8 protein-coding genes and 1 tRNA gene are annotated in these 15,198 nt (G+C 61.8%); 3 read left to right on the forward strand and 6 right to left on the reverse strand.

Annotated features, from left to right (window positions below; all coding sequences use genetic code 11):
* The first annotated feature begins 428 nt into the window (after positions 1-428).
* Positions 429-1,013, forward strand: a complete 585-nt coding sequence (locus HXO69_RS03965) for a TetR/AcrR family transcriptional regulator (protein WP_296545437.1) — start codon at positions 429-431, stop codon at positions 1,011-1,013.
* Between the two features lie 267 nt (positions 1,014-1,280).
* On the opposite strand, the gene HXO69_RS03970 is transcribed toward HXO69_RS03965, so the two are convergent.
* Complete coding sequence (locus tag HXO69_RS03970; protein WP_296545438.1) at positions 1,281-6,770, reverse strand: DEAD/DEAH box helicase; 5,490 nt, start codon at positions 6,768-6,770, stop codon at positions 1,281-1,283.
* Between the two features lie 148 nt (positions 6,771-6,918).
* Between HXO69_RS03970 and HXO69_RS03975 the strand changes: the two genes are divergently transcribed.
* Positions 6,919-7,506 carry a malonic semialdehyde reductase gene (locus tag HXO69_RS03975; RefSeq protein WP_296545439.1) on the forward strand — a complete coding sequence of 196 codons (588 nt, stop codon included), beginning with the start codon at positions 6,919-6,921 and terminating at the stop codon, positions 7,504-7,506.
* A gap of 154 nt (positions 7,507-7,660) precedes the next feature.
* On the opposite strand, the gene HXO69_RS03980 is transcribed toward HXO69_RS03975, so the two are convergent.
* The 5 genes from HXO69_RS03980 to HXO69_RS04000 form a co-directional block, all read right to left on the reverse strand.
* Complete coding sequence (locus HXO69_RS03980) at positions 7,661-8,605, reverse strand: DUF4232 domain-containing protein (protein ID WP_070641827.1); 945 nt, start codon at positions 8,603-8,605, stop codon at positions 7,661-7,663.
* Positions 8,606-8,607: 2 nt separating this feature from the next.
* Positions 8,608-8,928: a 2Fe-2S iron-sulfur cluster-binding protein gene (locus HXO69_RS03985; RefSeq protein ID WP_005507166.1), complete on the reverse strand. Its 321-nt coding sequence runs from the start codon at positions 8,926-8,928 to the stop codon at positions 8,608-8,610.
* A gap of 293 nt (positions 8,929-9,221) precedes the next feature.
* Positions 9,222-10,487, reverse strand: coding sequence for a cell wall biosynthesis glycosyltransferase (locus tag HXO69_RS03990; protein ID WP_296545441.1), 1,266 nt, complete (start codon positions 10,485-10,487; stop codon positions 9,222-9,224).
* A complete protein-coding gene (locus tag HXO69_RS03995; protein ID WP_296545442.1) occupies positions 10,487-12,094 on the reverse strand; it encodes a DNA repair protein in 1,608 nt (535 codons plus the stop codon). The genes HXO69_RS03990 and HXO69_RS03995 overlap by 1 nt, the downstream gene beginning before the upstream one ends.
* Before the next feature lie 350 nt (positions 12,095-12,444).
* A tRNA-Arg gene (locus tag HXO69_RS04000) sits at positions 12,445-12,520 on the reverse strand.
* A 499-nt stretch (positions 12,521-13,019) separates the two neighbouring features.
* On the opposite strand from HXO69_RS04000, the gene HXO69_RS04005 reads away from it, so the two are divergent.
* Entirely contained in the window at positions 13,020-14,870 is a 1,851-nt protein-coding gene (locus HXO69_RS04005; RefSeq protein WP_296545444.1) for a phosphoenolpyruvate carboxykinase (GTP), read from the forward strand.
* The last annotated feature ends 328 nt before the right edge of the window (positions 14,871-15,198 follow it).

The raw sequence follows: 15,198 nt of genomic DNA on the forward strand, positions 1-15,198 counted from the left end.
ATGAATGCTTGTGTGAATGTGTGGAACAAAAAACGAAAACTTCACAAATTTTTGAAATTATTGGACATTTAATTTAAAAAAACTGCATTAATTTTACAAAAAACAGCGTTTAAGTGCGGTATTTTCGAAAATGCTGTCAAATCAGAAACTAATAACCCTCAATTTAGCCCCTGTGGTTTTTCTAAGTATAAAAGATGTAAAGCAATTAAAGACCTGCTAACCTGGGCATCCTACGTCATAAACGCCTTAATAAAAGCTGGAAACAGCCTTAAAGCGGTACGATTAAGACACAGAAGTTCGAAATGTCGAACGAAGGGGTCGAAATGGGACAGAAACAGCGCAAGGATGCAGAGATTAAAGGAACAGCCCCGATGACAGCGATGCAATCGGACAATTCTAAAACACCGGAAAATAAAGAAGGAGAGGTTATGGAACATTCACAAAAGAATGTAGAGCCTCGCACCGGTGCTTTGCGTATGGAACCGCACGAACGTGAAGAGCAAATTCTGAAAATTGCTGCGGAACATTTTGCTCGCCGCGGCGTGCTGGGCGCCTCCATGAGTGCTATCGCCCGCGATGCCGGCATCACCCGTGCCCTGCTTTACCACTACTTCCCCGGCAAGGACTCCCTGGCTGCCGCCGTCACTCGACGCGAAGCCAAAGCGGTCCTCGAAGCCCTGGGCGAGCATCACGAAAACCCCGAAGAGGCCCTGCGCAATGCACTGCGCACGTACTTCCTCGTCGTAGCCGGTGTCCCCACCCCCGGTGGGGAGGACTTCCCGAACAACCCCACCGACTACCTCGAATGGATGCTCAAGCGCACCGGCATGCCGATTAATGACCGCACCCGCGTCATTCTCGGTGGTTGGTTGCAGCTCGTCGACTACTTCGCCCTGCACGTCGTGCAGCTCAACCCCCGCGATCAGCGCACCGTTCGCTCCCGCGGGCTCGGGCTCGAAGAAGCTATCGACCTGTGCCTGGGCGCTGTGGACACCCTCACCGGCGGCTACTAGTCACCCCGAGAGGCGACGGATCAACGTAGGACTTCCCGCTCCGATGTTTGGTTATGTGCTCCACGGCAAAGGCGGCGTGGACATCCGGGCGGTTATTTCTCCACCACGCCGCTTGCGACGTGGTGGACTCCGGGAACACCACCCGGATCGTGAGTAGGGAAACATAATGCCCCGCACCCCCTTCCATGAGGGTGCGGGGCATTGTGATGTTCAGGTTGAGGTTAAAGGAATTATTTAATCTGAGGTTGAGCTTTAGGGTGTGCTTGGCTAAATGGAACGGCGCAGCGACAGGCCGCGAACCGTCGCGTAGAAACCCTGCGCCTGTAGCGCCGCGCGCAGTGCCTCCACCGGATGCTCCACAACCTCGCCGCCGGGGGCGTTCAAAGTGTGCGTGCCCAAAAGCTCCACATCGTTGACCTTCTCTACCGAAATCTTCTCCGCACCACCGGCAGACACCAGGCGCGCCAGGGCGGGGGCCGCCGCCTCCAGAAGCACCGGGTCGGTGGTGAAAGCCAGCAGGGTTTTCGCGCCGCGCTCCACGTACAGCACCGGGGCGCCGTCCACCAGCACCACGCAGGCACCCGCCTTGCGCGCCGGGCGGTGCTTCACCGTGCCTTCGCCTTCGTGCGCAAAAGAAGGAATCGCGGGCCAGCTCAAGGCCGCACCGTACGGGTTCGCCGGGTCGGTCGCCGCCAGAAGGGTCACCGTGAACGTGCCGTACACCTGCTCGGTATCGGTACGCTGCGGGGTGTAGGCGCTCGCACCAAAACCCTGTGGACTTGTGGGAATACTGAGATTATCGGCGGCAGAACGCAACAGGTCCACCGTCGCGGGAGCGGCAAATTGTGCCGCGCCCAAACCCTCAATAAAGTATCCGCGACGCACCAGCGCACGATCCTCAGCCGCCGAATAAATCCGGTACAGTTGCGAGAACCCGCCGGCAGAATCCTCCACCTGCAGGCACCCGCGAGTCAGCACGCCGTAGCGGTCCAGCAACAGGTCGGCGCGTGCGAGCGCTGCAACCGTTGCTTCCACCGGCTCCTGCAGGAGCGTGTCCACGCGCGAGAAGCGGCCACTATCCTGCGGGGCAACGGCGGGAGCGGCGGCATGGAAGCCACCGCGTAGGGAACGCAGGCCGCGCCCAGCACTAGCGCCGTATCCGCTAGTCGGTGCCGAATAGCCGCCGGAACCATAACTGCCAGAACCGTAGCCGCCCGCCATGGCGTTACCCATGGAGGCGCGCGCCGCCGCAATACGCCCCGCACCGCGGCGACCCACCCGCGACAGACGCGCGGCAGGTGCCGGAGTCGGATGCGCACTGCGCACGCCCGCAAGCATCGCCCGAACCGGCGCGAAACTATCGTTCGTCACCGCGCCAGCCCACACCAGGCGCCACAGCGCCGCCGAAACCTCCGCCGCATCCGGGAAGGTCACCACCTGACCGGCGGGCGCCGCTGCACTCATCAGCTGCGCCACCCGCTCACGGAGCGCCGGAACGAACAGGCCGCCGTGAGCCAGCGCCTCGTAGATTGCGTGCTCCAGCGTGCCCGGAGTCTGCAGTGCCTCCCAGAGCTCGGGGTTCTCCGCGCGCAACAGCTGCTCCGGGTAGTCTTCGCCCAGAGTCAGCGAAGAACTCTCGCTCAAATGCAGGCGAATCCAGCCGTCAGACTTCTGCGCGCTACCGCCGCCCAGCTGACCGGCACCGGTGAAGAACACCCGACCGCTCGCCATGAGCTCGTCCAACATGTGCGGCTGGTAGCCGGGCACTCGTGCCGGCAGAATCAGCGTCTCCAAGGCGGAGGCGGGTACGCGCACACCCGCCAGCTGGTCGATGGCGGTGAGCAGATCCTCCGTGGCGGAGGCAGAGTTTTCGGTGGCGTTTTCTGCGCCGTTTTCAGCGGCAGGACTGAGGGGTGCCACCCTCTCGCCCACCACCGTGGCGGTGCGGCGGGAGGGGAGGAATGCACCGTAGGCGCTCGCCTCCGGCAGGGTCTGTGCAACCCGTACCGATAAAGAACGAACGTTCTGCCAGGAAGGTAGGAAAGCGCCATAGACCTGCGCCGATACCGGCTCAATCTCCTCACGTAGCGCCGCCAGGGAGCGGGCACGAATCGTACGCAAAACCTGCGCATCCACCCACTCAACACCGACCGCACCGGGCGTGCGCAACACCTCGGGCAGGAACTCACCGGAGCTCAAGCGGCGCTGCTGCTGAAGGCGCTGCAACACCGGGGTCAGTACACCCACACCCACCGGAGTCAGGCGCGAAAAATGCTCCGCCGCCTGCAGTGCCGTAAAAGGAATATGGGTGCGCGCATAGCGAGACACCAAGTCCTCAAGAGGCTCCGCAACCGGCTCCAAAAGGGCTGTAGGAAGTGCCGCGGCGGGCATAATGCCCAGTCCATCGCGCAGGCGCGCGGCATCCTCAACCACCGCGTAGTACAGCTGCGGCTTGGTGGTCTCCTCCGCGTTCTCCCCGGCACTGGAAGCACCCGCAAACGAGAACGCGCGGCGCGAACGAACCAGCTGCTCCGCCAGCTCACGCGCCTGATCCACGCTGGCGTGCGCGCCGTACTCCTCGCCGTAGTTTTCGGAGTCCTCGGACTCGCCGAAATCTTGAGAACCGTGCGGCGCAGATTCAGCCCGCAGGTTGTCGGCACGCAAGCGCAGACTCAACTCCCGCGCGCTCAACGGACCCAGCTGACGCAAAAGATCCGCCACGCCCTCCACGCCGGAGGCGCGGTAACGCTCACCGGTGCGCTGCAGGCGCTGCTGAGTCTGCACCAGCACCGCCGGGTCCAGCAGGTCACGCAGGCCGCTTGAGCCCAGCAACTCGGCAAGTAGCGCCGGGTCCAGGGAGAGCGCGGCGGCGCGGCGTTCGGCGGCGGGCGCATCGCCGTCGTAGAGGTGCTCGGCAACGTACTCAAAGAGCAGAGTGCGCGCAAAAGGCGAAGGGTCGTTCGTCTCAACCTCCAGCATGGACACCGCCCGAGACTGCAACGAACGGTGCACCTGAACCAGCGCCGGCACATCGTACACATCCTGCAGACACTCGCGCGCCGTCTCCAAAAGCACCGGAAAATCCGGGTACTTACGCGCCACATCCAGCAGCTGCGCCGCACGCTGACGCTGCTGCCACAGCGGGGTGCGCTTACCCGGATCACGGCGCGGCAACAGCAGGGCACGCGCCGCATTCTCACGGAACCGAGACGCAAAAAGCGCCGAATCGCCCACGCGTTCGGTGACAATCGCCTCCAGCTCGTCCGGGTCGAAGATGAATAGATCAGCGCCCGGCGGCACATCCTCCATGGCGGGCAGACGCAGAATCAGACCGTCATCACTCGCCATGACGGAGGCGTCCACCCCGTACCGCTCCTCAATGCGGGCACGCACCGCCAGCGCCCAGGGCGCGTGCACCCCGTAACCGAGCGGTGAGTGCAGGACCACGCGCCAATCGCCCAGTTCGTCGCGGTGCCGCTCCACAATCATGCGGGTGTCGGAGGGGACCGCACCAGTGGATTCGCGCTGCTCGCGCAGGTAGGCGAGCAGATTATCGACCGCCCAGATGTCCAGCCCGAGCTGTTCGAGCTGCTGGCGGGCGGCGGCGCTATCGGTGGCATCCAGGCTGGAGAGGGCGCGCGTGAACGCACCCGTCTGCACGCCCAGGGCGTAGGGGCGGCCCATGCGGTCGCCGTGCCAGAAGGGCAGGCGCGCGGGCTGACCGGGCGCGGGGGAGACCCGCACCGCGTCGTGCGTAATTTCTTCAATGCGCCAGCTACTCGCACCGAGGGTAATGACCTCGCCGGCGCGGGATTCGTACACCATTTCTTCGTCGAGCTCACCCACACGCTTGGGGCCGCGCTCCTCATCGCCACTGACCAGGTAGACCGGGAAGAGCCCGCGGTCGGGAATCGTGCCGCCGCTGGTGACGGCGAGGCGCTGCGCACCGGGACGACCCTCAATACTGCCGGAGGGTGCCTCCTCGGTGGGGGTGCGGTCCCAGATGATGCGCGGGCGCAGTTCGGCGAACTCGTCGGAGGGGTAGCGTCCGGCGAGCATTTCGAGCACGGAGTCGAAGAGGGCGCGCGGCAGCTCGGCGTAGGGGGCGCTGCGGCGTAGCGCTTCGTACCAGGAGTCCACGCTGATGGGGCCCAACGCGCAGGCGGCGACGGTCTGCTGTGCGAGCACGTCCAGGGGGTTGGTGGGGATAGCGAGCGGTTCGAGGGTTCCGCTGCGCATGCCGGCGAGGGTGACGGTTGCTCCGAGCAGGTCGCCGCGGTGCTTGGGGTAGAAGAAACCGCGCGAAATTTCGCCCACGCGGTGCCCGGCGCGGCCCACGCGTTGCAGTGCGGAGGCGACCGAGGGAGGCGCCGCAACCTGAATGACAAGGTCCACGTGGCCCATATCGATGCCCAGTTCCAGGGAGCTGGTGGCGACCACGCAGCGCAGGGTTCCGCCCTTGAGCGCCTCCTCGATGAGGGTGCGCTGCTCCTTGGACACCGAGCCATGGTGTGCGCGGGCGAGCGGCGGTACTTCGGCGATATCAGAGATGCCTGCCGCGTAGTCTTCGGGACTGATGCCCTGCTTCGCGAGGACGCGGCGCAGGTGAATATCGTTGAGTGCTGCGGTGAGCTTTTCCGCTAGTCCACGCGAGTTAACGAAAACAATCGTAGAACGGTTGTTCTCAATATGGTCAACGATGCGCTCTTGCACGCGCGGCCAAATAGAAGTCTCCGGGCGCTCGCTATCGGGAGTTTCGCGGAGTGATTCTTTCGGGATGGTGAGCGTATTTTTGGGCGCGCCAAAGCCCCCACTCACGTCTGCGCTCTCCTGCGCTGGGTTTCCCTGACCGGGGAATACGCCAATGGCGTCTTCGAGCGTGTAGGATGCGCTCGCCGGGATGTTTGTGGCGCTGGAAGCAGGCTGCGCTACGCCCTGTTGCGAGCCGCTAGAAGCTGAGCCCGCGCCTCCCTGCACCTCCGAGGGTGCGTAGAGCCCCTGCCCGTAGTCGTTGGCGCCTCCGAGTGCCGCCATATCGGGTACGGGCACGCTCAGGCGCAGGTCCCATTCTTTGGCGACCGGGCGGCTCATGATGGTCACTGGTTGAATGCCGCCGAGGAACCGGGCGACTGCCTCCGGGTTTTCGACGGTTGCCGAGAGGCCAATGCGCTGCGCGGGCTTCTCTAAGAGTGCGTCGAGGCGTTCGAGGGATACCGCCAGGTGTGCGCCGCGTTTGGTGGCGGCGAGGTTGTGAATCTCGTCCACGATCACGGTGGTTACGCCGGCGAGGGTGTTACGCGCGGCGCTGGTGAGCATGAGGTAGAGGGATTCGGGGGTGGTGATGAGAATGTCGGGTGGGTTGCTGATGAGCTGGCGGCGTTCGCGTGCGGGGGTGTCGCCGCTGCGCACGCCTACGGTGATGGTCGGTTCGCCCGTGTCGTTGCCGCTCAGACGGGTAATTCCAGCGAGCGGTGCGCGGAGGTTGCGTTCAACGTCCGCGCCGAGTGCTTTGAGGGGCGAAATATAAAGGATGCGCGTACCGCCCGCGGTGCCGGCTTCGTGTTCGCGGTGGAGGGCGTCGAGTGCCCAGAGGAAGGCGGCGAGGGTTTTGCCGGAGCCGGTGGGGGCGATGATGAGGGTGTTGTTGCCGTTGCGGATGCTCTCCCATGCGCCTTCTTGGGCGGCGGTGGGTGCGCTGAAGGTGGTGCGGAACCAGTCGCGTACGGGTGCGGAGAAGTGGGAGAGTGCGTCGGTCATGTATCTATTATGGCGGGGTTTATGGTGTGCGCCTCTTGAATTGTTGGGGGCTGGGGGAGGAAGATGTGCTTGACAGTGTCTCTACAGAGTATGTAATGTTTTACCTGTAAAGTAATCGACTGAGAGAACAACACAAAGGAGCACCACCATGACCCGCCTGAACGACGAACAGCTCATCAACCTCTTCCACGAACCGCGCACCGTCTCCTCCTTCACCGAGGAACCCGTCACCGACGAGCAGCTGCGCCGCATCCAGGAACTGACCTTCTACGGCCCCACCGCCTTCAACAGCCAGCCCCTGCGCATCACCTGGGTCAAGAGCCCCGAGGCACGCGAGCGCCTCGTCGCACACCTGGCTGACGGCAACAAGGCTAAGACCCAGGCGGCACCGGTGACCGCAATCCTCTCCGCAGACGCGAACTGGGTAGAGCACGCTGACACCTTCAACCCCAACGCTGCTGGCTTCATCAAGGGCTTCTACACCACCGAGGAGCTTGCCACCCCCGCCGCTGAGCTGAGCGCTCACCTGCAGGCAGGCTACTTCATCACCGCAATCCGCGCCCTTGGTCTGGACGCTGGCCCCATGACCGGCGCAGACTTCGCTGGCATCAAGAAGGAATTCTTCGCGGACAACGCAGAAATCCCCTTCCTGGTCGTCAACCTCGGTCACGGTGAGGCGCCCGCATACCCGCGCGGTGCACGCTTCAGCCACGATGAGGTTGCCCGCTCCCTCTAAGAGTGCGCGGCTACCGCATAGCTAAAGCTAAACCCTAGATTTAGGCTTATAGACAGTTCAAGGGCGGTTCCCCATCGCGGGGAACCGCCCTTGAACTATATGCGAACTATATGTGCACACAACGTGCCAGAGTATTCACATCTGCAATGCCGCGTTAGCGGGCACCAAACTGACCCACCGACAGCTGCGGAACAGACGAGGAACACGCGGTCGTATCCAGCGGAACAATCACGCCACCGGAACCGGAGGGAAGACCCACCAGGAAGCCCTGAACCGGGCGGCTGCCGCAATCGTCACCGAAGCGTGCCGGGTACACCGAACGCAGCACCGCGGTGGTGCTATCGCCGGGGTTGAGGGTCACACCCGCAGGGTTCATGTACTCGTCGGAGGTGGAAGCCTCACGACCAACCCAGGTTCCCGAAGGACCCGCATGGACCACGCGCGGGTAGCCGCGCAGGGTGCAGGGGGAGTTCGAGGAGTTCTGGAAGTACAGGGTGTAGTTTCGAGCGCCGGGGGAGCCATCTCCAATGGCAACCGAAACGTTCAGGTCGTCCAGATCGCACTGGGTCGGTCCCTCAGCGTTGTTGTTGGAGGAGTTAGAGGACTTCTCCGAAGAGCTCGAGGAATTCGAGGAGTTGGAAGAACTCGACGAGTTCGAGGAACCGGAGGAGTTCGAGGAGTTACCCGAAGAGCGAGAGCCCGACTGCGAAGACGAGTCTGAGCCCTTCTGGGAATCCTGCTGAGAATCAGAGTCGTCCGACTTGTTCTGCTCGGAACCCTCGTGGTGGGAATCGGCAGAAGTGGAGCTCTGCTTCGACTCGTGAGTCTCGGTGTGGGAGGAAGACTCGGAGTGCTCAGAGGAAGACTCGTGGTGCTCCGCGTCGGGGGAGTTCACCACGGTAATGGAACCCGGGCTCACCGAAGGGGTAGCCCCGTCGGAGGCTACTCGAATCGTGCCGGGCTTGACCGAAGCCGAAGCGCTCGGCTGTGCCGAGGTGCCTTCAGCTTCCTGACCGGCCTGGGACGCGCCGCATCCACTGAGCGCGAGCACGCAACAGAGGAGGGTGGTTGATGCGAGTACCTGAGCCGATTTAAACATGATTACATCGCCGCCTGCATTTGGATTTCTGCTCCGTCCATACCGGGGGCGTACTCGACCTGGCAGCACAGGCGAGAGTACTCGTTGGCGACATCGTCGACCATGTCGAGCAGGTCCTGCTCAGCTTCGGTGCGCTCACCGGAAGCCTCGAAGTGCTCGGGGTCGATGAAGCCGTGGCAGGTAGCGCAGGATGCGTTACCACCGCAGGTTGCGAGGACCGGCACGCCGTTAGCCTGGAGGGCCTCCAGGAGGGTGTGGTGGTCTTCCCACTGAATGTCGTAGTTTACGCCTGCTTCGTCAGTGACCTTAATCGTTACGCCCATGCGTTCTCCTTCTTCTGTAGTGATGCGTTTCTATTGTAGAGGTAGGGGCTGTTATTCACCGTACTTTGTGGCGCATCCCCAACCCTACCGTCACGCATATCACGGGAACGCATATTAATTTTTATGCTGAGTAGCATGTCTGTATTGCCCCCAGTCTACCCCGTATTGCCCTGACAATGCGGGATATAGGCGCATATGAATACTGCCCCCAGATGCAAAGACATGCTGGGGGCAGTATAAAGAACCGGCACGCGGGCGCGCTTCAACTGCTATGCTTCAACTGTGACGAAGAGCTACTCGGATTCCTTCTCCGCCGTCTTCTCCGCGCTCTTCTCGGCGTCCTGCTTTTCTGCGCTGTGGTCATCAGTATTCTGGACGCTTCGTCCCGGGCCGCGCACAATACCGCGCACGCTATCGCGCGGGTCGGCGTAGCGCAGGTCAATACCGAAGGTATTGCGGATCTGGCGTGCCGAGTTCAGGTGCCAACGCTGCGAATCCGAGGGAGTCACCGAGGTGACCGCCTTCTGACCCGGAGCCAGCTTCTCGTGGCGAATATCGTAGTGCTTACCGCCCATGGTGATGGTGAAGCCGTGCTCCTGCAGTAGCTGCACGAACGCATCCACATCGTGCGGAATCTTGCGGCCGCGCTGCCTCTTCGTACCGCTCATCCTCGGCTGCGATTCGAAGGGGTTACGGCTGGGCGCGGTGCCACGACTAATACGAATCACCTGCTGGTCGGAGTGCGAGAACTCCACCTGGTAGCCGTTGAGCGAGTACACGGTGCGGCTACTGCCGGGAATCGGGCGGCGGTCCTCAGCCTCATCGAGGATGCGGGCAATGTATTCGCCGGTCAGGCCGAGCGCCTTGAGCTGAGCCTGAGCCTCGGGGGAGAGCTGGTAGCCTCCCGCGAGGGCCTGCAGCGGGCGTAGCGCGAGCACCTCGGCGGTCAGGGGGTTGAGTACCACCTGGTAGCCTTCCTCCTCATGCGTGTAGAGGGTGACTTCTCGGCCGTAACGGTTCTCCTGCGCGCTTTCTTGAACCACCGTGCTTGCGGGGGATTCGATGATGTCCAGCAGCAGTTCGTAGGTGAGGCCGTGGCGCATCATGTAGTCCATCACGCCGGGGAGCACACCGTAGATACGGCGGCGCGGCGGCACCTCGCCGTAGAACTCCTTCTCGATGCGCGCGGCAATACGCTGGTTCTCCAGCGGCACCTCGGTCAACGGGATAAGGCGCTGGTTGGAGGGGCGAATCTTGGCGCGTGCGGCGGCGGGCTTGGGTGCCTGACGGTAAGCGTCCACGAGGGCCTGCTGCTGTTCCACGAACTCCTGGGCAATGAGCGGCAACAGGGTGAAGTAGAGCTCTGCAGCTTCGGGTTTGAGCGCGCCGTTCTCATCGAGCAGGGAGGCGCCATCCTTGGAGAGCAAATCCCACGGCTTATCGCTTGCCGCGCTCTCTTCGGAACCCTGGTTCTCCCGGTAGCTATAGGTTGCGAGGGAAGCAAGCTCCTGCAGGCGAACGTACACCTCAAGAGGAACGGTAATCTGCTTCGCGGACATTATTTCTCCTCCTCAACGGTGTTTTCTGCCTGGGTTGCCTTATCTTCTGCCTGCTTCGCCAGGGTGTTGCTGAGCTCTTCGAGCTGAGCCTTACGCAGGGCTTCCGCGTGCAGGTGATGGAAATCCGGGGTCTTCGCCAGAGCCAGAACGGTCCGCTCATCCGGCGAGATTGCAATTTCCAGACCCTGCGCCGTGTAGATGCGGGTCCAGCCTTCAGCCATGCGCACGCTCTCGGGGCTGTTCAGCGTCTGAAGCATCAGATCGAAAACGAACGGCGGGTTCTTCTTCAGGAAGGTGCGGGCGCGCTCGCTGAACTCAAGCTCCAGGGCATTGAGCGAAGTGTATTCGCCCTGCGCCAGGGATGCCTGCGCCGCCTCGTTGTAGTCGGCGTCGTATTCGTCGATGACGGTAATGACTTCGGCGGAGGCGGTGTTCACGTCAACGCGGTAGTCGTCGTGCGTGAAGCGGATGGTCCAGTCGTTGATGCGTTCCGCCTCGCCTTCGCGCAGGATGGTGCGCACGAGCTCTTCGCTGATGTTTTCGCGTTCGAGGCGCTCACGCAAGCTCGGGCGCAGGCGGTAGCTGCGTTCGCGATCCTCGGCGGTAACGCCGCGAGGGGCTGCGGGTGCAGGCTCTGCCGCGGGCGCGCTCGGCGTGGGAGTTGCGGGCTTCGGCGCACCCGGTTTCGGGGCGGTCGGCTTGGGGCCTGAAGTCGTAGGCACTGCGGGTGCACTCGGCAAGGACTGAGCGAGCACCGGCTGATCTTCAACGGCTGCTTGCTCGGTTGCCGCTGCCGACTGTGCGGCTTCGGCAGCTTCTGCTGCCTGCTGACGGGCGCGCAGACCCTCCAGGTACTCTTCGATGCGCGGCGGACGGTAGGTCAGCGTGGACTTGCGGAACATGCCGGGGGAGGGCGCGCCGGGAGTCGGCGCGGCAGGCTTCGGCACTGCAGACGTAGGCGTTGCGGGTTTGGGCGCCGCAGGCATGGGAACAGCGGGCTTGGGCGCCGCAGACGTTGCGGCGGCAATCGTTGCAGGGCTCGGCACCGGTGCGGTCTTTTCTGCGGGTGCTTCTTCCGGCACTCCGAGAGCCGGGCTGGGCGCCTGCGCCGCACGTGCCGCAAAGAGTGCGGGGGAAGGTGCAGGCTTGGGCGCTGCAGGCTTCGGGGTATCATCTGCGCTAACCTCAGCGTTCTTAGCTACTGCAGGTTCAGTGAGGCTAGTTTCAACCTCAGCCTCAACCTCAGTAACAGGGTCTGCGGCAGTTGCGGCTACCTGCAGCTCGTCCTGCTCCTCTTCTGCAGGCTCTTCCTCGCCACGACGCAGGGCGGCGACGAGCTCCTGACGGGAGGTATAAGGAATAATCTCCTCGGGAGAGTCGATATATCGGGGGAAGTTCTCGTAGAGAATCTTTGCCGCGGCCTCAAAGAGCTTCTCCGTGGTGGCGTTGGCGGCGGGTGCGCAGGGGCAAAGAAGCTCCTGGCGCTGCGCGTCATAGAGGGACCAGTGGGCGCATCGTTCGGTGGGCGGGAAGTAGTCGAGTGTTCCCAGATTGGCTATGTCGATGAGCGCACCTATCAGGGACTGCGGAATGGATAGCTGTGCCATAGTGCTCCTTCGCGTTGTCTGCTCTCCAGCCTATGTGTGGAGGGTCCTCTTTCCATCCTAGGCGTTTTTTGGCGGGTGTGCCCCGGAGCACGTCATCTGGGAGCATAAATCTGTGGATTCACAGGTTGAGGCACACTGTTAGTGCAGTTTTTGGGCGCGGATGCGACGGTCGGCGGGGCGTCTGCGCTACACCTCCATATAGGTATCTCTGCACGCTGCAGCTTCTACACGTCTGTAGTTTCTGTATGCTGCGTTTCTGCATACCGCGCCGTCTGCCGAGTGAGTGGCGCCTTCTGCACACAACTTCTGGGTATACAAAAAATCCCCGGTTCCGAAGAACCGGGGATCGTTGGTGCGCCCGAAGGGATTCGAACCCCCAACCTTCTGATCCGTAGTCAGATGCTCTATCCGTTGAGCTACAGGCGCATGTTCCTCGCTTCGGATTTCTTCAACCCGTCGCGGCAACAGGTACTACTATACGGATGTTGTTAGGGGCGTGCAAGCCGAAAAACTCGAAATCTGCCCAAATTCCCCTCCGGGGGAGCCGAAAATACCCCGTTTTGCCGCATGATTCCGGGGTTTTTGTGTTCGCAAAATTTTTTCAAAATATTTTTGTCCCACCCCAAAACCTGCCCTGGAACCACCCGAAACACCCGCCTCGACCCTGCAGAATCACTCAAAAATACTTCAAAAAATCTTTTCGCCCTAGAAGAATGTGATGCGCAGAACGTAAGAAATAGCGTCATAGAGGGGTGTTCGGATCATTAATGCGTTATTCTGTAAGCATCACGAGGAAGTGGCTTCTGTCCAAGCGTGCATATTCACCATTGTTTGCACGCTTGTAGTGTTTAACTGCTTCTTTGTTACCGCAGACCTAACCGGATCAACGTAGTATCCGGGCCACCGAATGAAGGGGAAAACGTCAATGGCTGACACCTCAACTCGTACTCTCTCTGCTGAGCTCGAAAAGGAGCTGCAGAGCGCACCCACTACCCACCAGGGCCTTCTGGATTGGGTTCGCGAAGTTGCGGCCCTGACCCAGCCCGCACACATCTACTGGGTTGACGGCACCCAGGAAGAATACGACCGCCTCGCACAGGAACTGGTCGACGCTGGCACCTTTGTTCGCCTGAGCGATCACGAATTCCCGAACTCTTACGCAGCTTTCTCCGATCCCGATGACGTGGCACGCGTCGAGGAGCGCACCTTCATCTGCTCCGAGACCGAAGAGGGTGCAGGCCCGACCAACAACTGGCGCGACCCCGTCGAAATGAAGCAGACCCTCTCCGGTCTGTTCGAGGGCTCCATGCGCGGCCGCACCATGTACGTCATTCCCTTCGTCATGGGCTCCCTGAAGGCTAAGAACCCCAAGATTGCTGTTGAGCTGAGCGACTCCGCATACGTTGTGTGCTCCATGCGCATCATGGCAACCATTGGTAAGGACGTTCTTGCCAAGCTGAACGAGACCAACGGCTTCTTCGTCAAGGCTCTGCACTCTGTTGGTGCACCCCTGGAGCCCGGTCAGGAAGACGTTCCCTGGCCCTGCAACCCCGAGAAGTACATCGTCCAGTTCCCCGAGACCCGCGAGATTTGGTCCTTCGGTTCCGGCTACGGCGGTAACGCACTGCTCGGCAAGAAGTGCTACGCACTGCGTATCGCATCCGTTATCGGTCGCGACGAGGGCTGGATGGCAGAGCACATGCTCATCCTGAAGATGACCAACCCCGAGGGCAAGGTTCGCTACATCTCCGCAGCGTTCCCCTCGGCTTGCGGTAAGACCAACTTCGCAATGATGGAGCCCACCATTGACGGCTGGAAGGCTGAGATGGTCGGCGACGACATCGCATGGATTGAGTTCGACGAGAACCACCAGGCACGCGTGGTCAACCCCGAGGCTGGCCTGTTCGGTGTGGCACCGGGAACCGGTTACTCCACCAACCCGAACGCTATGAAGGCTATCGCCAAGGGCAACACCATCTTCACCAACGTTGCACTGACCGACGACGGCTCCGTCTGGTGGGAGGGCAAGACCGACGAGGCTCCCGCACACCTGATTGACTGGACCGGTAAGGACTGGACCCCCGAGTCCGGCCGCCCGGCTGCTCACCCGAACTCCCGCTTCTGCACCCCCGCATCCCAGGTCGACATGCTCGCTCCCGAGTACTACGACCCCGAGGGTGTGCCGCTGAGCGCTATCGTTCTGGGCGGTCGCCGTAAGACTACCATCCCGCTGGTTTCCGAGTCCGAGAGCTGGGAGCAGGGTGTGTTCCGCGCAGTTACCCTCTCCTCCGAGACCACTGCGGCCGCTAAGGGTGCTGTCGGCGTGATTCGCCGCGACCCGATGGCTATGCTGCCCTTCATTGGTTACAACGCCGGTGACTACTTCAAGCACTGGATTGACCTGGGCAAGAAGCACGGCGCTGAGAACATGCCGAAGGTCTACTACGTCAACTGGTTCCGCCGCACCCCCGATGGCGGCTTCGCATGGCCCGGCTTCGGCGAGAACTCTCGCGTCGTGAAGTGGATCTTCGACCGCCTGGACGGCAAGGCTGGCGGCCAGGAGACCTTCCTGGGCACCGTTCCCACCAAGGAAGACCTGGACCTGACCGGTCTGGAAATCTCCGAGGAAGAGCTGAAGGCTGCTCTGGCTGTCTCGAAGGATGAGTGGGCTGCTGAGCTGCCCGGTATCGACGAGTGGCTCGAGAAGTTCGGCGACAAGCTGCCCGCTGAGGTTCGCGAACAGCGCGACGCTCTGGCAAAGGCTCTGGAGGGCTAAGACACTCCGGCTAATACCTAAGGTTTAGCGCCTTGAAGGGGCGGAATCTCCCGGTGAGATTCCGCTCCTTCCTTCTGTCTGTGGGGGTTGTTTGAATCCCTGTCAGGTGGGACCTGATGAGTTGTCTCTCGAAGAGCGGTGAGTGTAAGGCTATGCAGTCTACTTGTTCCTGAGAAATACTCTAAAGACATTGGGAGGGCTGCGAGAGCATGATTATGGCTGGTCCTGATTTCTTGCCCTCTTGCTACCCCTATACAATGCCAATGTAAGATTTTGAGCGCTCTGAGCCTATGTCTGAGCCCAGGCAGGTTTAGAGTAATAGTTGCTG

The sequence above is a fragment of the Rothia sp. (in: high G+C Gram-positive bacteria) genome, assembly GCF_015265375.1.
Classification (GTDB): Bacteria; Actinomycetota; Actinomycetes; order Actinomycetales; family Micrococcaceae; genus Rothia.